The sequence below is a fragment of the Pseudocitrobacter corydidari genome, from assembly GCF_021172065.1.
GTDB classification, from domain to species: domain Bacteria; phylum Pseudomonadota; class Gammaproteobacteria; order Enterobacterales; family Enterobacteriaceae; genus Pseudocitrobacter; species Pseudocitrobacter corydidari.
In genome coordinates, this window is record NZ_CP087880.1 from 3,196,084 (window position 1) to 3,216,626 (window position 20,543).

Sequence of the window (20,543 nt, forward strand, 5' to 3'; positions counted from 1 at the left end):
ATGGGTAAGTTAGCGTTAGCCGCCAAGATCACGCACGTACCGTCGATGTATCTCTCTGAACTGCCAGGGAAAAACCACGGTTGCCGCCAGGGCGCGATCGACGGGCATAAAGAGATCAGCAAGCGTTGCCGGGAAATGGGCGTCGATACCATTATCGTTTTCGATACCCACTGGCTGGTCAACAGTGCTTATCACATCAACTGTGCAGACCATTTTGAAGGCGTCTACACCAGCAACGAGCTGCCGCATTTTATTCGCGACATGACCTACAACTACGAGGGCAACCCGGAGTTGGGGCAGCTTATTGCCGATGAAGCCTTAAAGCTCGGCGTGCGGGCAAAAGCGCACAACATTCCCAGCCTGAAACTGGAGTACGGCACGCTGGTACCGATGCGCTACATGAATGAAGACAAGCGCTTCAAAGTGGTCTCCATTTCGGCTTTCTGCACGGTTCACGATTTTGCCGACAGCCGCAAGCTGGGCGAAGCGATTCTGAAAGCGATCGAACAGTACGACGGCACCGTGGCGGTACTTGCCAGCGGTTCGTTGTCGCACCGCTTTATTGACGACCAGCGCGCAGAAGAAGGGATGAACAGCTACACCCGCGAGTTCGACCGCCAGATGGACGAGCGCGTAGTGAAGTTGTGGCGCGAAGGCCAGTTCAAAGAGTTTTGCAGCATGCTGCCGGAGTACGCCGACTATTGCTACGGCGAAGGCAATATGCACGACACGGTGATGCTGCTGGGGATGCTTGGCTGGGATAAATACGACGGCAAGGTGGAGTTTATCACCGAGCTATTCCCAAGCTCCGGCACCGGCCAGGTTAACGCTGTCTTTCCGCTTCCCGCATAAGGACGTTTTATGCCGCACTTTATTGTTGAATGCAGTGACAACATCCGCGAAGAAGCCGACCTGCCGGGGCTGTTCGCCAAAGTGAATCCGGCGCTGGCGGCCACGGGGATTTTTCCGCTGGCGGGTATTCGCAGCCGCGCGCACTGGGTCGATACCTGGCAGATGGCCGACGGGCAGCGTGATTACGCCTTTGTGCATATGACGTTGAAAATCGGTGCCGGCCGCAGCCTGGAAAGCCGTCAGCAGGCGGGTGAAATGCTGTTTGAACTGATTAAAACGCACTTCGCCGCCCTGATGGAGAGCCGTCTGCTGGCGCTGTCGTTTGAAATTGAAGAGCTGCACCCGACGCTGAATTTTAAACAAAACAACGTGCACGCGTTGTTTAAGTAAGGTGCAGGTTGCCCGGTGGCGCTGCGCTTACCGGGCCTACAAAACCCCAAACCGTACACCGTAGGCCGGATAAGGCGCAGCCGCCATCCGGCAATGCCACAGGATATCGCCATGTTCGACAAACAAACTCATACCCTGATCGCCCAGCGTCTGGATCAGGCAGAAAAACAGCGTGAACAGATCCGCGCGATCTCCCTGGATTATCCGGAGATCACCATCGAAGACGCCTATGCCGTACAGCGCGAATGGGTACGCCTGAAAATTGCCGAAGGCCGCACGCTGAAAGGCCACAAAATCGGCCTGACCTCAAAAGCGATGCAGGCCAGTTCACAGATCAGCGAACCAGACTACGGCGCGCTACTCGACGACATGTTCTTCCACGATGGCAGCGATATCCCGACCGATCGCTTTATCGTGCCGCGCATCGAAGTTGAGCTGGCTTTCGTGCTGGCAAAACCGCTGCGCGGGCCGAACTGCACGCTGTTCGACGTCTACAACGCCACGGACTATGTGATCCCGGCGCTGGAGCTGATCGACGCTCGCTGCCACAACATCGACCCTGAAACCCAGCGCCCGCGCAAAGTGTTCGACACCATCTCCGATAACGCCGCCAACGCGGGGGTGATCCTCGGTGGTCGACCCATTAAGCCCGATGAGCTGGATCTGCGTTGGATCTCCGCCCTGCTTTACCGCAATGGCGTGATTGAAGAAACCGGCGTCGCCGCTGGCGTGCTCAATCACCCGGCAAACGGTGTGGCCTGGCTGGCGAACAAGCTCGCACCGTATGACGTACAGCTGGAAGCCGGGCAAATCATCCTCGGCGGATCGTTCACCCGCCCGGTTCCGGCGCGTAAGGGCGACACCTTCCACGTCGATTACGGCAACATGGGTTCCATTAGCTGCCGCTTTGTTTAAGGAGAGAACGATGGAAAACAGCTTTAAAACGGCGCTGAAAGCAGGCCGTCCGCAGATCGGATTATGGCTGGGGCTGAGTAGCAGCTACAGCGCAGAGTTACTGGCCGGAGCAGGATTCGACTGGTTGTTGATCGACGGTGAGCACGCGCCGAATAACGTGCAAACCGTGCTCACCCAACTACAGGCGATTGCGCCCTACCCCAGCCAACCGGTAGTACGTCCGTCGTGGAACGATCCAGTGCAAATCAAACAACTGCTGGACGTCGGCACACAAACCTTACTGGTGCCGATGGTTCAAAACGCTGACGAAGCCCGTGAAGCGGTACGCGCCACCCGTTATCCCCCCGCCGGTATTCGCGGCGTAGGCAGTGCGCTGGCACGCGCCTCGCGCTGGAACCGTATTCCGGATTACCTGCAAAAAGCCAACGATCAAATGTGCGTACTGGTGCAGATCGAAACACGTGAAGCAATGAAAAATCTGCCGCAGATCCTGGATGTGGAAGGGGTGGATGGCGTATTCATCGGCCCGGCGGATCTGAGCGCCGATATGGGTTATGCCGGTAATCCGCAACACCCGGAAGTGCAGGCCGCGATTGAGCAGGCGATCGTGCAGATCCGTGAGGCGGGTAAGGCGCCGGGGATCTTGACAGCCAATGAGTCGCTGGCGAAACGCTATCTGGAATTAGGCGCGCTGTTTGTCGCCGTCGGCGTCGACACCACCCTGCTCGCCCGCGCCGCCGAAGCGCTGGCCGCCCGGTTTGGCGCGCAGACCACCGCCATTAAGCCCGGCGTGTATTAACGCCGGATGCGCTGCGCTTATCCGGCCTACAACCGCACCAAATCGTAGGCCGGATAAGGCGTTTACACCGCCATCCGGCAAAAAACTGTTGTCGTACCCTACAAAAATCCCCTTAGAGGAATAGCCATGAGCGACACATCATCTGCACTGCCAAACCCCGCGGACGCGCATAAATCGCTAACCACAGGCCAGCAGGCGGTCATCAATAAACTTTTCCGTCGCCTGATCGTTTTTCTGTTCGTGCTGTTTATCTTTTCGTTTCTCGATCGCATCAATATCGGTTTTGCCGGGCTAACGATGGGGCGCGATCTCGGACTGAGCGCCACCATGTTCGGCCTCGCCACGACCCTGTTTTACGCCGCCTACGTAATTTTCGGCATTCCGAGCAACATCATGTTGGGGATTGTCGGCGCGCGCCGCTGGATCGCCACCATCATGGTGCTGTGGGGCATCGCTTCCACCGCAACGATGTTCGCCACCGGCCCCACCAGCCTGTATGTGCTGCGTATTCTGGTCGGCATCACCGAAGCCGGCTTTCTGCCGGGCATTCTGCTTTATCTCACCTACTGGTTCCCGGCCTATTTCCGCGCTCGCGCCAACGCCTTATTTATGGTGGCAATGCCGGTGACCACCGCCTTCGGTTCGATCGTCTCCGGTTATATTCTGGCCCTGGACGGTGTGATGGCGCTGAAAGGCTGGCAGTGGCTATTCCTGCTGGAAGGCTTCCCGTCACTGCTGTTGGGTATCATGGTGTGGTTCTATCTTGATGATTCTCCTGACAAAGCCAAATGGCTGACCGCTGAGGATAAGAAAAACCTTCAGCAGATGATGGATAACGATCGCCTGACCCTGGTTCAGCCGGAAGGGGCAATCAGCCACCACGCCGCTCAACAGCGCAGCCTGTGGCGCGAGATTTTCACGCCGATCGTGCTGATGTACACCCTCGCCTACTTCTGCCTGACTAACACCTTGAGCGCCATCAGCATCTGGACGCCGCAGATTTTGCAAAGCTTCAACCAGGCCAGCAGCAATATCACTATCGGCCTGCTTGCCGCCGTACCGCAGATTTGTACCATTCTGGGGATGATCTACTGGAGCCGCCATTCAGATAAACATCAGGAGCGTAAACATCATACCGCCCTGCCGTTCCTGTTTGCCGCCGCGGGCTGGCTACTGGCTTCCGCTACCGATCACAACCTGATCCAGCTTTTGGGGATCGTAATGGCCTCGACCGGATCGTTCAGCGCGATGGCCATTTTCTGGACCACGCCGGATCAGTCGATCAGCCTGCGCGCCAGGGCTATCGGTATCGCGGTGATCAACGCCACCGGCAATATTGGATCGGCGCTGAGTCCGTTTATGATCGGCTGGCTGAAGGATATAACCGGCAGCTTTAACAGCGGCCTGTGGTTTGTGGCGTCGCTGCTGGTGATTGGATCGGTGATTATCTGGGCGATCCCGATGAAATCGTCTCGCCCGCGCGCCACGCCGTAAGGAGCCTGCATGTGCGAGAACCCGATCTATAACATCGATATCAGCACCGAATACGATGAAAGTCTGGGTACGGATGATGTGCATTATCAGTCATTTGCGCGGATGGCGGCTTTCTTTGGCCGCGATATGCAGGCTCATCGCCACGAACACTATTTCCAGATGCATTTCCTGCTGACCGGGCAGATCGAGCTTCAGCTTGACGATCATCGCTACTCAGTAGAAGCGCCGCTGTTTGTGCTGACGCCACCGTCGGTACCGCACGCGTTTATCACCGAATCAGACGCTGACGGGCATGTGCTGACGGTGCATGAGGATCTTATCTGGCCGCTGCTGGAGGTGCTTTATCCCGGCACGCGGGAAACCTTCGGTCTGCCGGGGATCTGCCTGTCGCTGGCTGATAAACCGGATGAACTGGCGGCGCTGGAACATTACTGGCGGCTGATCGAACGGGAGTCGGTTGAGCAACTGCCGGGGCGCGAACATACCCTCACGCTGTTGGCGCAGGCGGTGTTTACTCTGCTGCTGCGTAATGCCCGCCTCGACGACCACGCCGCCAGCGGTATGCGCGGCGAGCTAAAACTGTTCCAGCGCTTCAACCTGATGATCGACAGCCACTTCCACCAGCACTGGACGGTACCGGATTACGCCTGCGAGCTGCACATCACCGAATCCCGGCTCACCGATATCTGCCGCCGCTTCGCCAACCGCCCGCCGAAACGGCTGATTTTCGACAGGCAACTGCGCGAGGCCAAGCGGCTACTGCTGTTCTCTGACAGCGCGGTAAACAACATCGCCTGGCAACTGGGATTTAAAGATCCCGCCTACTTCGCGCGATTTTTCAACCGGTTGGTGGGATGTTCGCCCAGCGTTTACCGGGCGAGGAAAGTGCCGGTATCGTGAGGCTTGCCGAAGGAATACATGTAGGGCGGGTAAGCGCAGCGCCACCCGCCAAATCCTACACCGATCACAAAACCCTCACCTCCCCGAAAAGTACCCGCCATTGACCCAAAAGTCTCTTCACGAATACCGGTCTAACCGCTTCAATTAAACAACAAAAACAAAACACAAATTTAACATTAAAGCCAGTAGCGCCCATTGGCGCTGGCTTTCCATCCGATTACAAAAAGAGAGTCTGATTATGAAACCTGAAGATTTCCGCGCCAGTACCCAGCGTCCGTTTACCGGTGAAGAGTACCTGAAGAGTTTGCAGGATGGCCGTGAAATATACATCTACGGCGAGCGCGTGAAAGATGTCACCACTCATCCGGCGTTCCGTAACGCGGCGGCGTCCGTCGCACAGCTGTACGATGCGCTGCACAAACCAGAGATGCAGGATTCCCTGTGCTGGAACACCGACACCGGCAGTGGCGGCTACACCCACAAGTTTTTCCGCGTGGCGAAAAGCCCGGACGACCTGCGCCAGCAGCGCGACGCCATTGCCGAGTGGTCACGCCTGAGCTACGGTTGGATGGGTCGCACGCCGGATTACAAAGCCGCTTTCGGCTGTGCGCTGGGCGCCAACCCAGGCTTCTACGGCCAGTTTGAGCAAAACGCCCGCAACTGGTACTCGCGCATTCAGGAAACCGGCCTGTACTTCAATCACGCTATCGTTAACCCGCCGATCGATCGCCATTTACCGACCGATCAGGTGAAAGACGTCTACATCAAGCTGGAAAAAGAGACCGATGCCGGGATCGTGGTCAGCGGCGCAAAAGTGGTTGCCACCAACTCCGCGCTGACCCACTACAACATGATTGGCTTCGGCTCAGCACAGGTGATGGGCGAAAACCCGGACTTCGCGCTGATGTTCGTCGCGCCGATGGACGCCGATGGCGTGAAGCTTATCTCCCGCGCGTCCTATGAAATGGTCGCAGGTGCAACCGGCTCCCCGTACGACTACCCGCTCTCCAGCCGCTTCGATGAGAATGATGCGATCCTGGTGATGGATAACGTGCTGATCCCATGGGAGAACGTGCTGATCTACCGCGATTTCGATCGCTGCCGTCGCTGGACGATGGAAGGCGGCTTCGCCCGTATGTATCCGTTGCAGGCCTGTGTGCGCCTGGCGGTGAAGCTCGACTTTATTACCGCGCTGCTGAAAAAATCCCTCGAATGTACCGGCACGCTGGAGTTCCGTGGGGTGCAGGCGGACCTCGGGGAAGTGGTGGCCTGGCGCAACACCTTCTGGGCGCTGAGCGATTCCATGTGTTCGGAAGCCACACCGTGGGTGAACGGCGCGTATCTGCCGGATCACGCCGCACTGCAAACCTACCGCGTCATGGCTCCGATGGCCTACGCGAAAATCAAAAATATTATTGAGCGCAACGTCACCAGCGGGCTGATCTACCTGCCGTCGAGCGCGCGCGATCTGAATAACCCGCAGATCGACCAGTACCTGGCGAAATACGTGCGCGGATCGAACGGTATGGATCACGTTCAGCGCATCAAGATCCTCAAACTGATGTGGGATGCCATCGGCAGCGAGTTCGGCGGGCGGCATGAGCTTTACGAGATCAACTATTCCGGCAGCCAGGATGAGATTCGCCTGCAATGTCTGCGTCAGGCGCAGACCTCCGGCAACATGGACAAAATGATGGCGATGGTCGACCGCTGCCTTTCCGAGTACGACCAACATGGCTGGACCGTGCCGCACCTGCACAACAACGCTGATATCAACATGTTAGACAAGCTGCTGAAGTAACGCAGCAGGAGACCACCATGCAAGTAGATGAACAACGTTTACGCTTTCGCGATGCTATGTCCAGCCTGTCGGCGGCGGTGAATATCGTTACCACCGAAGGCGAGGCGGGTCGCTGTGGGATAACCGCTACCGCCGTGTGCTCGGTTACCGATACGCCGCCATCGGTGATGGTGTGTATCAACGCCAACAGCGCCATGAACCCGGTATTTCAGGGCAACGGTAAGCTGTGCGTCAACGTCCTCAACCACGAACAGGAGCTGATGGCGCGCCACTTTGCCGGGATGACGGGCATGGCGATGGAAGAGCGCTTTACCCTCTCCTGCTGGCAAAAAGGGCCGCTGGCGCAACCGGTGCTGAAGGGCGCGCTGGCAAGCCTGGAAGGCGAAATAAGCCAGGTGCAGACCATCGGCACGCATCTGGTGTATCTGGTGGAGATCAAGCACATTATCCTCAGCGATGAGGGGCATGGGCTGATTTACTTCAAGCGCCGTTTTCATCCGGTGATGATGGAGATGGAGATGGCGGTGTAAAACCGCCATTGTTGTCGGATGCGCTGCGCTTATCCGACCTACGCGATCGGTAGGCCGGATAAGGCGCAGCCGCCATCCGGCAACTGCATAAATGCACGCAATAAAATCTTGTGATCTCAATCACATATTCCCCACCCGCTCACTTCTTACCCAACCGCTCACCTCCACACACAACCGCTTAACCCCCCATACAACCACTCACGACTTTACCCAACTTTACGCGCGTGAATCTCTGGCAAGATGCTCATCAGCATAGCAGTCATACCTCCTCACTCATTAAACACAAAACCCATACAGCTTCGGCTCATTATTAATCTTAAAAAACCAGGTTTTACTATGGATACCAAAAAGTTATTCAAGCACATACCCTGGGTGATTCTTGGAATCATCGGCGCGTTTTGCCTGTCAGTTGTGGCATTACGTCGGGGAGAACACGTTAGCGCCCTGTGGATCGTGGTCGCGGCGGTTTCTGTTTATCTGGTGGCGTATCGCTACTACAGCCTCTACATCGCCCAGAAGGTGATGAAACTCGACCCAACGCGTGCGACGCCGGCGGTCATTAACAACGATGGCCTGAACTACGTGCCGACCAACCGCTACGTGCTGTTCGGCCACCACTTCGCCGCTATCGCAGGCGCGGGCCCGCTGGTTGGGCCGGTACTGGCCGCCCAGATGGGTTACCTGCCCGGTACCCTGTGGCTGCTGGCGGGCGTAGTGCTTGCCGGTGCGGTGCAGGACTTTATGGTGCTGTTTATCTCCACGCGCCGTAACGGTTCTTCGCTGGGCGAGATGGTCAAAGAAGAGATGGGCCGCGTGCCGGGCTCTATCGCCCTGTTCGGCTGCTTCCTGATTATGATCATCATCCTGGCGGTGCTGGCGCTGATCGTGGTGAAAGCCCTGGCCGAAAGCCCGTGGGGTGTGTTCACCGTCTGCTCGACCGTGCCGATTGCGCTGTTTATGGGTATTTACATGCGCTTTATTCGCCCAGGCCGCGTGGGGGAAGTCTCCGTTATCGGTATCGTGCTGCTGGTTGCTTCCATCTGGTTCGGTGGCGTCATCGCTCACGACCCGTACTGGGGCCCGGCGCTGACCTTTAAAGACACCACCATCACCTTCACGCTGATTGGTTATGCCTTTATCTCCGCTCTGCTGCCGGTTTGGTTGATTCTGGCACCGCGCGACTACCTCGCCACCTTCCTGAAAATCGGCGTTATCGTTGGCCTGGCAATTGGCATCGTGATCCTCAACCCGGATCTGAAAATGCCAGCCGTTACTCAGTACATCGACGGTACCGGCCCGCTATGGAAAGGTGCTCTGTTCCCGTTCCTGTTTATCACCATCGCCTGTGGCGCGGTATCTGGCTTCCATGCGCTGATCTCCTCCGGCACCACGCCGAAGCTGCTCGCCTGTGAAACCGACGCACGTTTCATCGGTTATGGCGCAATGCTGATGGAGTCCTTCGTGGCGATTATGGCGCTGGTTGCAGCATCCATTATCGAACCGGGCCTCTACTTCGCGATGAACACCCCGCCTGCTGGCCTTGGCATCACCATGCCGAACCTGCACGAAATGGGCGGTGAAAACGCGGCCATGATTGCGGCGCAGCTGAAAGAAGTGACCATTCATGCGGCGGCAACGGTCAGTTCCTGGGGCTTCGTGATTTCGCCGGAAGAGATTCTGCAAACCGCGAAAGATATCGGTGAACCGTCTGTTCTGAACCGTGCCGGTGGCGCACCAACCCTGGCGGTCGGTATCGCACACGTGTTCCACAAAGTGCTGCCGTGGGCGGACATGGGCTTCTGGTACCACTTCGGTATTCTGTTTGAAGCGCTGTTTATCCTCACCGCGCTGGATGCCGGTACCCGTGCGGGCCGCTTCATGTTGCAGGACTTGCTGGGCAACTTCATTCCGTTCCTGAAGAAAACCGATTCTCTGGTAGCAGGTGTTGTGGCGACCGCAGGTTGTGTAGGCCTGTGGGGCTACCTGCTGTATCAGGGCGTTGTCGACCCGCTGGGCGGCGTGAAGAGCCTGTGGCCGCTGTTCGGTATCTCTAACCAGATGCTGGCCGCTGTGGCGCTGGTCCTCGGCACGGTTATCCTCGTGAAGATGAAACGCAGCAAATATGTCTGGGTTACCATCATCCCGGCATTCTGGCTGCTGGTCTGCACCACCTGGGCGCTGGGTCTGAAACTGTTCAGCACCAACCCGCAGATGGAAGGCTTCTTCTACATGGCGAGCCAGTACAAAGCGAAAATTGCCGCAGGTGGTGAACTGACGGCGCAGCAAATCGCCAACATGAACCACATCGTTATCAACAACTACACCAACGCAGGCCTGAGTATTCTGTTCCTGGTGGTGGTGTACAGCATCATCTTCTACGGTTTCAAAACCTGGATGCAGGTGCGCAATAACGAAGAACGCTCCGACAAAGAAACACCTTATGTTCCTGTGCCGGAAGGCGGCGTGAAGACCTCTTCACACCATTAACAGATTGCCGGATGGCGCTACGCTTATCCGGCCTACTGTTCCACACGCGTAGGCCGGATAAGGCGCTAGCCGCCATCCGGCATTAGTTATATACACAAATCATTCAAGTTGCATCAAGGCGGCAAGGGAGTGAATCCCCAGGAGCGTACATAAGTACGTGACTGGGGTGAACGAGCGCAGCCAACGCAGAGGCAGCTTGAAGGATGACGTGTATATCTGGATAGCACAATGTTTGGTAACTTAGGTCAGGCGAAAAAATACCTCGGTCAGGCGGCGAAGATGCTGATTGGCATCCCGGACTACGACAACTACGTCGAACACATGAAAGCCACGCATCCGGACAAGCCGTACATGACCTACGAAGAGTTCTTCCGCGAGCGGCAACAGGCGCGCTACGGCGGAGACGGAAAAGGCGGCATGCGCTGCTGTTAGAAGGAGAAAACATGACCCCGATTGCAGTTACCCTACTTACCGGTTTTCTTGGCGCGGGCAAAACCACCCTGCTGCGCCATATCCTCAACGAACAGCACGGTTTCAAAATCGCCGTCATTGAGAACGAGTTCGGCGAAGTTTCTGTTGATACCCAGCTTATTGGCGACCGCGCCACGCAAATCAAAACCCTCACCAACGGCTGTATCTGCTGCTCCCGCGCCAATGAACTGGAAGACGCCCTGCTCGACCTGCTCGACAGCCGCGATCGCGGCGAAATTGAATTCGACCGCCTGGTGATTGAGTGCACCGGCATGGCCGACCCCGGCCCGATTATTCAGACCTTTTTCTCTCATGACGTCCTGTGCGAGCGCTACCTGCTGGACGGCGTGATTGCGCTGGTCGACGCAGTTCACGCCAATGAGCAGATGAACCAGTTCACCATCGCCCAGTCGCAAGTTGGCTATGCCGACCGCATCCTGCTGACCAAAACCGACGTCGCAGGCGACACCGAGAAGCTGCGCGAACGTCTGGCGCGCATCAACGCCCGCGCCCCGATTTACACCGTCGTTCATGGCGATATCGACCTGGCGCAGCTGTTCAATACCAGCGGCTTTATGCTGGAAGAGAACGTGCTGGCGGGTAAACCGCGCTTCCACTTTATGGCGGATAAGCAGAATGATGTGTCGTCGATTGTGGTGGAGCTGGATTACCCCGTCGATATCAGCGACGTGTCGCGCGTGATGGAAAACCTGCTGCTACAGTTCGCCGACAAACTGCTGCGCTACAAAGGGATGCTGTGGATTGACGGCGAGCCGAACCGCCTGCTGTTCCAGGGCGTACAACGCCTTTACAGCGCCGACTGGGACAGGCCGTGGGGTGATGAAACGCCGCAGAGTCAGTTGGTATTTATTGGGATACAGTTGCCAGAGGAAAAGATTCGGGCGGCGTTTGCAGGGTTGAGGAAGTAGGGTGGGATTATGGGCCGCCACGTGGCGGCCTGAATTATTTTTTGTTCTGATCGCGTAACATCGCTTCACGCAATATCGCATTCAAGCGAGTCTGATAGCCTTTACCTGGGCGTTTTAGCCACTCCATCACATCGGCATCAATGCGCACGGAAGCCTGTGTTTTCAATGGCCGGAAAAACTTGCCGCGTTCGGCATCCGACCATTGTTCATCGCCGGAAGCAGGTATGTCGGTGTAATCAATATCCTCATCGGGTTTATTCGCCAGCGCCTTGAGTTCAGCTTCATGCTGAGAATTGAGTGTGGAGGACGAACCTCGTTTATGTTTAACCATGCTCATAACGATTCCTCTCTTTACGATCTGCCTTTCGTGCGCTGATGATTCGAATCATTTCATTTCCACTTTCGAAACGGATGGTATGCGCGACCAAAATAACCACGATGCCGTGTACCAGGCCGATGGTTTGCCAGCGATACTCTCCGTTTTCTACGCGATCCTGTCTTGATAAATGTCGGGGATCGTCAAACACCAACACCGCGTCTTCAAACCGGATGCCATGCTTCACCCGATTGCTTTTGGCCTTGTTTGCATCCCATTCAAACTCCATTGGCATTGTAGCCTTCCCTTATTGTATACACATAAATGTATATACAATTATTCTGCAATTATAGCGTCGATGATGGAAATAGCATCACGTTTCGGAGAATCAACCATGAAATTGACAATGAGTGAGGTGGACTTGATTCATCCAATAGAATTTCTCGCCTGACGTGGCACACTAAGCGCCTCGCTGTCGTTAAGGGATTACCGTGAAAAAATACAAAGTCATTACCCCGCTTTTTCCTACCTATGCGCAAGTTAAGGCGATGATGAAAGCCGTATCAGGTTATTCCCTGAAAGCGGTGCGCAATATGATTACCGCCATTCACGAGCAAACCGGTACGCCGCAAAAACCCGTTGACTGGTCAGAACCCGATCTCTGGATCAGCGAACGTTTAACGGGGGAAGATGCCGAAATCGCTCATCGCATCTGGGATACCGACAATCACATTCTGAACCCGCGCCACAGCTACGGCTGCTATTTGTTCCTGAACTATCCTCAGTTTGAGCTGATGGAAAGCACGCCAGATGATGTCTGGCAGCCCACCTCGCGCGGGCAGCAATTTCTGCAAGATGACGAAAAGACGCTGCGTTCATTGGACGACCAGGAAGGTATTCTGCAACTGCTTGAGCTGCTGGCTGGCCGGGAAATGTCGCGCCGCGCCGATTTATTACCGGAATGGCAGGCCTTTTTGCATCAGCATTCGAAATTCGCGTCTGCCAGCTCAGTGAAAAGTACGCTCTACTCCCGTCTCTATAACCTTATCGACCGCGACATGGTAAACCGTGAAGGGATGAGCTATCGCATTACCGATGCCGGGCGCGCCTGGCTTGGAAAAGCGTTACCGGCACGAAAAAGCGATCCGCGTAAAGAGCTGCTGGAAGCCGTGAAGCGCTACAACGAGCAGCAAAAAGAGCTGCTGCGCGAGCAAATCAGCACCATGAATCCGTACAAGTTTGAGCACCTTGTTGGTCAATTACTGGAAGCAATGGGATACGAACAAGTTGAAGTGACCAAAGCCTCAGGCGATAAAGGTGTGGACGTGATTGGTCAGGTGCAGGTCGGCATCACCACCATTACCGAAGTGGTACAGGTTAAAAGAATGCAGAACACCATCACCCGCCCCTATATCGACCAGCTACGCGGTGCGCTGCCTTACCATAAAGCCATTCGCGGTACGCTCATCACTACCGGAAAATTTGCGGCGAAATGTGCAGAAGCGGCTCTCTTTCCGGGGGCTGCGCCCATTACGCTCATTGACGGCGATCGCTTGCTGGAACTATTGATCGAAAATAACGTCGGCATTCGCCGCAGCAACGCGGTGGAATTGCTGGATGTGGATTTGCAGTTGTTTGACGAGCTGGAGATGGAGTAAAGGGCGAAATTCGCCGCTTTTACCGTTACAATAGCGACCTAATTTTTCCGAATCGAGTTCATCATGGCCAAAGCACCAACAAACAAAACCAAAGCAAAAAAAGGCTTTGAAGACACGTTATGGGATACCGCGAACCAGCTTCGCGGCAGCGTTGAGTCTTCCGAATACAAGCACGTTGTTCTGAGCCTCGTGTTCCTGAAATTTATCAGCGATAAATTTGAAGCCCGTCGCCAGAAAATGAAAGATGACGGCCAGGGCGACTTCCTGGAGATGGAAGTGTTCTACCAGCAGGACAACATTTTCTACCTGCCGGAAGAGGCGCGCTGGTCGTTCATCAAACAGAATGCCAAGCAGGATGACATCGCAGTACGTATTGATACCGCACTCTCTACCATTGAGAAACGTAACCCGACGCTGAAAGGCGCGCTGCCGGACAACTATTTCAGCCGTCAGAACCTGGAAACCAAAAAGCTGGCGTCTTTGATTGATACCATCGACAACATCGAAACGCTGGCCCACGAAACCGATGTTGAGGCGCTCTCCAAAGAAGACCTGGTTGGCCGCGTGTATGAATACTTCCTCGGCAAGTTTGCCGCGACAGAAGGCAAAGGCGGCGGCGAGTTCTATACGCCAAAATGCATCGTGACCCTGTTGACCGAAATGCTTGAACCATTCCAGGGCAAAATCTATGACCCATGCTGCGGCTCGGCGGGGATGTTCGTGCAGTCGGTGAAGTTTGTTGAAAGCCATCAGGGCAAAAGCCGTGATATCGCGCTTTACGGTCAGGAGCTGACGGCGACCACCTACAAGCTGGCGAAAATGAACCTGGCGATCCGCGGCCTTTCCGCCAACCTCGGCGAGCGCCCGGCGGATACCTTCTTTAGCGATCAGCACCCGGACCTGAAAGCCGATTACATTCTGGCGAACCCGCCGTTCAACCTGAAAGACTGGCGCAACGATGCCGAGCTGACCAAAGACCCGCGCTTTGCAGGCTACCGCACACCGCCGACCGGCAACGCCAACTACGGCTGGATTTTGCATATGCTCTCCAAGCTGTCGGCGAACGGCACAGCAGGTTTTGTGCTGGCAAACGGTTCGATGAGCTCCAACACCAGCGGCGAAGGCGAGATCCGCGCGCAGATGATCGAAAACGATCTGATCGACTGCATGATCGCCCTGCCCGGCCAGTTGTTCTACACCACGCAAATTCCGGTGTGTTTGTGGTTTATGACCAAATCGAAGGCAGCCGACCCGGCTAAAGGCTATCGCAATCGTCAGGGTGAAACGCTGTTTATCGATGCGCGTAACCTCGGCACCATGATTAACCGCACCACCAAAGAGCTGACCACAGAGGATATCGCCACCATCGCCGATACATACCATGCCTGGCGCAGTACGCCGGAAGAACTGGCGGAACGCGTTAAACGTGGCGAGAGTACGCTGGAGAAATACGAAGACCAGGCAGGATTCTGCAAAGTTGCGACCATTGAAGAGATGAAGGGCAACGACTACGTGCTGACGCCGGGGCGCTACGTGGGCGCAGCCGAGCAAGAAGAGGACGGCGTGGCGTTTGAGACCAAAATGCGGGAGTTGTCGAAGACGTTGTTTGAGCAGATGAAGCAGGCGGAAGAACTGGATCGTGCGATTCGCCAGAGTTTGGAGGGGTTGGGTTATGGGGAGTGATTGGAAAAGCATTGTGTTGAATGATCTTATTAATCAAGGTCATGCATTTTTACAGACAGGCCCCTTTGGTACAGCTTTGAAAGCAGAGGAATATACCGACAACGGAGTCCCCCTAATTTCTGTCCGAGAAATCAGGAATGGTTATATAAAAATTGAAGGCACGACACCTAGAGTTAGTAGAAATACTACTAACCGCCTTCCCAAATTTGTATTAAATAAAGGCGATATTGTTTTTGCCAGAAAGGGTGGAGTAGACCGTACTGCATATATTACTGAAAAAGAGGCTGGTTGGTTTCTTGGGTCAGATGGTATTTATTTACGCCTTGATGACAACTATAACTCTCTTTTCATTAGCTATATAATGCGAAGCCCCACAACAAGAGAGTGGCTGATCAAAAATAGCGAAGGGACAACAATGCCTTCACTAAATCAAAAAATATTATCGCGCATTCCATTAACTATACCTGATTTATGCAAACAAAACATTATTGCTAATTTTCTTTATTCTTTAGATAAGAAAATAAATATAAATAACCAACTAAATCATACACTAGAACAAATGTCCAAGACCCTGTTCAAATCCTGGTTTGTGGATTTTGATCCGGTAATTGATAACGCTCTGGATGCGGGGAACCCAATCCCGGAAGCTCTACAATCTCGCGTCGAATTGCGTCAAAAAGTACGCAATAGTGCAGATTTCAAACCGCTCCCGGCAGAAATTCGCTCGCTTTTCCCTGGTGAATTTGAAGAGACAGAGTTGGGTTGGGTGCCGAAAGGGTGGACAATATCTAATCTGGGAAAAGAATTTAACATCACGATGGGGCAATCGCCATCAGGTATAACTTATAATGAAAGCAGAACAGGTTTGCCTTTCTTTCAAGGAAAGACTGATTTTGGATTTAGATTTCCATCTGAACGTATTTATTGTACTGATCCAAAAAGATTAGCATATAAACTCGATACTCTGCTTAGTGTTAGAGCCCCAGTCGGCGTTACAAATTTAGCTTCCACAGAATGTATAATTGGTCGAGGCCTTGCAGCGTTAAGACATAAATCAGGAAACATTGCTTTCACCTATTATTCTATAAGCAATCTATCTGATTATTTTTCCGTATTTAATGGTGAAGGAACAGTCTTTGGAAGCATAAACCAAAAAGATTTAAAACAACTTCCTCTGCTCTGTTCTCCAACTGAACTCATTAATAAATTTGAAGAGCTTTCAGGAAAGTGGGAGGAAAAGATTTTTGTTCATTGTGGTGAAATTGAAAATCTCTCTAAACTCCGCGACACCCTGCTCCCGAAACTCATCTCCGGCGAGCTATCCGTGGAGGATCTCCCGGATCTCATCAAACAAACCGAAGCCGCATAACGCATTTTGCCCCTGAAAAATCAGGGGCTTTCTGGTAAGGTTTTCTGGGGTTACAGGAATCCTTACCAGAAATCAGCCAGGGTTGGAGCGAGATATGAGTCTCTCATTCAGTGAAGCGAAATTAGAACAGGCCATCATTGAACTGTTACAGGATCAGGGCTATCAGCACCTGATCGGCGAAAATGTGCCACGTTCAGGCCTTGATCAGGTGATTATCGAAGATGATCTTCGCCACTACCTCGCCGCTCGCTATCAGCCCGATGGCATCACTGAAGATGAAATTCAGCGCCTGATCAAACAGTTCACCACGCTCCCCGCCTCCGATCTTTATGAAAGCAACAAAACGTTCTGTCACTGGCTGGCGAATGGTTTCCTGTTTAAACGCGACGATCGTCGGCAGAAAGATCTCTATATTGAGCTGCTCGATACCCGGCATCTTCCCGCCGCACTGCAACAATTATTTGAAGCAGAAGATATGCCGCTACAGCAGGCCGCAGAACCTTCCGCTGCTTATATCAGCAAGCCGTTAAACCGCTTCAAAATTGTTAACCAGCTCAACATTACCGGCAAAGAGAACCAGATCCGTATTCCTGACGGCATTCTGTATATCAACGGTCTGCCGCTGGTGGTCTTTGAGTTTAAAAGTGCGGTGCGCGAGCAAGAAGCCAATATTGGCGATGCTTATAAGCAACTTTGTACGCGCTACCGCCGCGATATCCCGCAACTGTTTGTCTATAACGCGCTCTGTATTATCAGTGACGGCGTGAATAACCGAATGGGAAATCTGTTTGCGCCATATGAGTATTTTTATTCCTGGCGCAAGGTAAGCGGCAATGAAAATCGTGAGCAGGACGGCATCCCTTCTCTGCATTCGATGATTAAGGGGCTGTTCCACCCGGTGCGCCTGCTGGATGTGATCAAAAACTTTATCTGTTTCCCGGATAAAGCTAAACACGAAATAAAAATTTGCTGCCGCTATCCGCAATATTACGCCGCACGCAAGCTGTACTACAGCATCAAACAGGCGCGTAAACCGATGGGTAACGGTAAAGGCGGTACTTATTTTGGTGCAACAGGCTGCGGTAAAAGCTACACCATGCAGTTTTTAACCCGCCTGTTAATGAAAAGCGTGGATTTCGCCAGCCCGACGATTGTGTTAATTACCGATCGCACCGATCTGGACGATCAGCTTTCTGTGCAAATGTGTAACGCCAAAAATTACATCGGCGATGACACCGTGGTGCCGGTCACCAGCCGTGACGATCTACGCGAAAAACTGGCGGGCCGTAACAGTGGCGGTGTGTTCCTGACCACCATCCATAAGTTCACCGAAGACACCGAGCTTCTCTCGGAACGCAGCAATATTATTTGTATCTCCGATGAAGCGCATCGCAGCCAGGTTAATCTCGACCAAAAAGTGATTGTCGATAAAGAGAGCGGAAAAGTGCGTAAAACCTACGGTTTCGCTAAATATCTGCATGACTCTCTGCCGGAAGCAACCTATGTCGGCTTTACGGGAACGCCAATTGACGCCACGCTGGATGTGTTCGGTGAAGTCGTGGACAGCTACACCATGACGGAATCCGTGCAGGATGAAATTACCGTTCGCATCGTCTACGAAGGCCGCGCGGCCAAAGTCATTCTGGATGCCAGCAAGCTGGCAGAGGTCGAGAAATACTACGAAGAGTGCGCCAGTGCGGGCACCAACGAATGGCAGATCGACGAGAGCAAAAAAGCCAGCGCCACCATGAATGCCATTCTGGGCGATGAAGACCGCCTGGAAGCACTGGCGGAAGATTTCGCTAAACACTATGAAGAGCGCGTCGCTGAAGGTTCTACCGTAAAAGGCAAAGCGATGTTTGTCTGTGCGAGTCGTGAAATTGCATGGGCGTTCTATCGTCACTTGAAAGACTTCCGGCCCGCGTGGTTTGAAGTTAAACAAGCACCTGAGGGTGTCGAACTGACAGAAGATGAGCAAAACGAATTACCGCCTTCTGAAATGGTCAAGATGGTGATGACGCGCGGTAAAGATGATGACGCTGCGCTTTATGATTTATTAGGCACCAAAGAGTACCGAAAAGAGCTGGATAAACAGTTCAAAAACGCCAGTTCGAATTTCAAAATCGCCATTGTGGTGGATATGTGGTTAACCGGCTTCGACGTGCCAGAACTGGACACCATCTACATCGATAAGCCGCTGCAAAAACATAACCTGATCCAGACGATTTCCCGCGTTAACCGTAAATTTGAAGGTAAAAACAAAGGGCTGGTAGTGGACTACATCGGCATTAAACGTCAGATGAACCAGGCGCTGGCGATGTATTCCCGCATTGACGCCACCAACTTTGAAGATATTCTGCAGTCGATTATTGAAGTGAAAAATCATCTCGAGTTGCTGGGGCACGTGTTCCACGAATTCGACAGCCATGCCTACTTTACCGGCGAGCCGCAGGCGCAGCTTGCCTGCCTGAACAATGCGGCAGAATTTGTCATGCGCACCCAGAAAGTCGAGCGCCGTTTTATGGGGCTGGTGAAACGTCTTAAAGCCGCCTATGACGTCTGTTCAGGAAGTGAGGCACTCTCTGAGGCGGAACGCGATCATATTCATTTCTATCTTGCCGTGCGCTCTATTGTGTTCAAACTGACCAAAGGCGATGCGCCGGATGTCACCCAGATGAACGCCCGCGTGCGCGAGATGATTGCCGAGGCGCTGAAAGCCGATGGCGTGGAAGAACTGTTTTTCCTCGGCGATCAAAAAGCGGAATCTATTGATATATTTGACGAAGATTATCTGGCGAGAATTAACAAGATCAAACTTCCGGCAACGAAGATCCAGTTGCTGCAAAAGTTGCTGGAGAAAGCGATCGGCGACTTTAAAAAAGTGAACCAGCTTCAGGGGATCAATTTCACCCGCCGTTTTCAGTCCATTATGGACAGATATAATGAACGTCGGGAAGATGATATTTTGAATGGCGAAGAGTTTGATGAATTCAGTCAAGAAATGACCGATATCATCTATGATATTAAAACTGAGATGGGTACCTATGCCGATCTCGGCATTGATATGGAAGAGAAAGCGTTTTACGACATTCTGGCGCATATGCGTGATAAATATCAGTTCACCTACGATGATGACAAAATGCTGTCACTGGCGAAAGAGATGAAAAGCGTGGTCGATAACACGTCGAAGTACCCGGACTGGAGCAAACGCGATGATATTAAAGCGAAACTTAAGGTTGAGCTGATCCTGTTGCTGCATAAACACAAATTCCCACCTGTGGCGAATGATGATGTTTATATGGGTGTGCTGGCACAGGCGGAGAATTTTAAACAACATCATATTAATATTCTGCATTGATATTGACTGCCGGATGGCGCGTCGCTTATCCGGCCTACCAATACTTATTTATATTTCCCCGCTGAATATTTCCAGTTACGTCGTTATTATGTCCTGTTATTCGCTGGACTTTATTTTTATTTACTGTTGATATATTCAGGTATTTATCGCGATGCGGGTGTGCGCCAACACACCCGCACCGCTCATCACAATCCCTATTTCACGAGAATAGTAATCATGACTGACACGCATTCTATTTCAGAATCATTCGAACCAGAAGTCTCCCCGGCAAATAACCGTCATGTCACCGTCGGTTATGCGAGCCGCTACCCGGATCACGCGCATATTCCCGCCATCACCCTGAAAGGTCAGTGGCTGGAAGCCGCCGGTTTTGCCACCGGCACGCCCGTTGACGTCAAAGTGATGGAAGGCTGTATCGTCCTCACCGCTCAACCACCCGCCGCCGAAGAGAGCGAACTGATGCAGTCGCTGCGCAAGGTGTGCAAGCTGTCGGCGCGTAAACAAAAGCAGGTGCAGGAGTTTATTGGGGTGATTACGGGTAAGACGCGGAAGGTGATGTAAAAGCGCCGGGTGGCGCTTCGCTTACCCGGC

Annotated in this window: 18 protein-coding genes; 16 read left to right on the forward strand and 2 right to left on the reverse strand. The window is 53.5% G+C overall.

Annotation, left to right across the window (positions count from 1 at the left end; genetic code table 11):
* The 11 genes from hpaD to yjiA all read left to right on the forward strand — a co-directional run bounded on the left by hpaD (position 1) and on the right by yjiA (position 11,568).
* Entirely contained in the window at positions 1 to 852 is an 852-nt protein-coding gene (gene hpaD, locus G163CM_RS14895; protein WP_015966057.1) for a 3,4-dihydroxyphenylacetate 2,3-dioxygenase, read from the forward strand.
* Between the two features lie 9 nt (positions 853 to 861).
* A complete protein-coding gene (locus G163CM_RS14900; protein WP_015966058.1) occupies positions 862 to 1,242 on the forward strand; it encodes a 5-carboxymethyl-2-hydroxymuconate Delta-isomerase in 381 nt (126 codons plus the stop codon).
* 111 nt (positions 1,243 to 1,353) lie between these two features.
* Positions 1,354 to 2,157, forward strand: coding sequence for a 2-oxo-hept-4-ene-1,7-dioate hydratase (gene hpaH / locus G163CM_RS14905; RefSeq protein WP_015966059.1), 804 nt, complete (start codon positions 1,354 to 1,356; stop codon positions 2,155 to 2,157).
* A gap of 10 nt (positions 2,158 to 2,167) precedes the next feature.
* A complete protein-coding gene (gene hpaI / locus G163CM_RS14910; protein WP_231825484.1) occupies positions 2,168 to 2,956 on the forward strand; it encodes a 4-hydroxy-2-oxoheptanedioate aldolase in 789 nt (262 codons plus the stop codon).
* 126 nt (positions 2,957 to 3,082) lie between these two features.
* Positions 3,083 to 4,450 carry a 4-hydroxyphenylacetate permease gene (gene hpaX / locus G163CM_RS14920; RefSeq protein ID WP_231825485.1) on the forward strand — a complete coding sequence of 456 codons (1,368 nt, stop codon included), beginning with the start codon at positions 3,083 to 3,085 and terminating at the stop codon, positions 4,448 to 4,450.
* Between the two features lie 9 nt (positions 4,451 to 4,459).
* Complete coding sequence (gene hpaA / locus G163CM_RS14925) at positions 4,460 to 5,350, forward strand: 4-hydroxyphenylacetate catabolism regulatory protein HpaA (RefSeq protein ID WP_231825486.1); 891 nt, start codon at positions 4,460 to 4,462, stop codon at positions 5,348 to 5,350.
* Positions 5,351 to 5,588: 238 nt separating this feature from the next.
* On the forward strand, positions 5,589 to 7,151 hold the full coding sequence (gene hpaB / locus G163CM_RS14930) for a 4-hydroxyphenylacetate 3-monooxygenase, oxygenase component (protein ID WP_231825487.1): 1,563 nt from the start codon (positions 5,589 to 5,591) through the stop codon (positions 7,149 to 7,151).
* 17 nt (positions 7,152 to 7,168) lie between these two features.
* A complete protein-coding gene (locus G163CM_RS14935) occupies positions 7,169 to 7,681 on the forward strand; it encodes a 4-hydroxyphenylacetate 3-monooxygenase reductase subunit (RefSeq protein WP_231825488.1) in 513 nt (170 codons plus the stop codon).
* 336 nt (positions 7,682 to 8,017) lie between these two features.
* Positions 8,018 to 10,168, forward strand: a complete 2,151-nt coding sequence (locus G163CM_RS14940) for a carbon starvation CstA family protein (RefSeq protein WP_015966065.1) — start codon at positions 8,018 to 8,020, stop codon at positions 10,166 to 10,168.
* A gap of 228 nt (positions 10,169 to 10,396) precedes the next feature.
* The gene (locus tag G163CM_RS14945) at positions 10,397 to 10,600 is read left to right on the forward strand and encodes a YbdD/YjiX family protein (protein WP_015966066.1); all 204 of its coding nucleotides are present in this window, start codon (positions 10,397 to 10,399) and stop codon (positions 10,598 to 10,600) included.
* Between the two features lie 11 nt (positions 10,601 to 10,611).
* Positions 10,612 to 11,568: a GTPase gene (gene yjiA / locus G163CM_RS14950; protein ID WP_231825489.1), complete on the forward strand. Its 957-nt coding sequence runs from the start codon at positions 10,612 to 10,614 to the stop codon at positions 11,566 to 11,568.
* Between the two features lie 34 nt (positions 11,569 to 11,602).
* On the opposite strand, the gene G163CM_RS14955 is transcribed toward yjiA, so the two are convergent.
* Positions 11,603 to 11,905: a BrnA antitoxin family protein gene (locus G163CM_RS14955; protein ID WP_231825490.1), complete on the reverse strand. Its 303-nt coding sequence runs from the start codon at positions 11,903 to 11,905 to the stop codon at positions 11,603 to 11,605.
* Positions 11,892 to 12,179, reverse strand: coding sequence for a BrnT family toxin (locus tag G163CM_RS14960; protein WP_231825491.1), 288 nt, complete (start codon positions 12,177 to 12,179; stop codon positions 11,892 to 11,894). The genes G163CM_RS14955 and G163CM_RS14960 overlap by 14 nt, the downstream gene beginning before the upstream one ends.
* A 196-nt stretch (positions 12,180 to 12,375) precedes the next feature.
* Here G163CM_RS14960 and G163CM_RS14965 point away from each other — a divergent pair, with 196 nt between their 5' ends.
* The 5 genes from G163CM_RS14965 (at position 12,376) to symE (ending at position 20,513) form a co-directional block, all read left to right on the forward strand.
* Positions 12,376 to 13,542, forward strand: a complete 1,167-nt coding sequence (locus tag G163CM_RS14965) for a restriction endonuclease (protein WP_231825492.1) — start codon at positions 12,376 to 12,378, stop codon at positions 13,540 to 13,542.
* A 63-nt stretch (positions 13,543 to 13,605) separates the two neighbouring features.
* Positions 13,606 to 15,225, forward strand: a complete 1,620-nt coding sequence (locus G163CM_RS14970) for a type I restriction-modification system subunit M (RefSeq protein ID WP_231825493.1) — start codon at positions 13,606 to 13,608, stop codon at positions 15,223 to 15,225.
* Positions 15,215 to 16,594 (forward strand): restriction endonuclease subunit S, encoded by a 1,380-nt coding sequence (locus G163CM_RS14975; RefSeq protein WP_231825494.1) that lies wholly within the window; start codon positions 15,215 to 15,217, stop codon positions 16,592 to 16,594. The genes G163CM_RS14970 and G163CM_RS14975 overlap by 11 nt, the downstream gene beginning before the upstream one ends.
* 94 nt (positions 16,595 to 16,688) lie before the next feature.
* Positions 16,689 to 19,952, forward strand: a complete 3,264-nt coding sequence (locus tag G163CM_RS14980) for a type I restriction endonuclease subunit R (RefSeq protein ID WP_231825495.1) — start codon at positions 16,689 to 16,691, stop codon at positions 19,950 to 19,952.
* Between the two features lie 216 nt (positions 19,953 to 20,168).
* A complete protein-coding gene (gene symE / locus G163CM_RS14985) occupies positions 20,169 to 20,513 on the forward strand; it encodes an endoribonuclease SymE (protein WP_231825496.1) in 345 nt (114 codons plus the stop codon).
* The last annotated feature ends 30 nt before the right edge of the window (positions 20,514 to 20,543 follow it).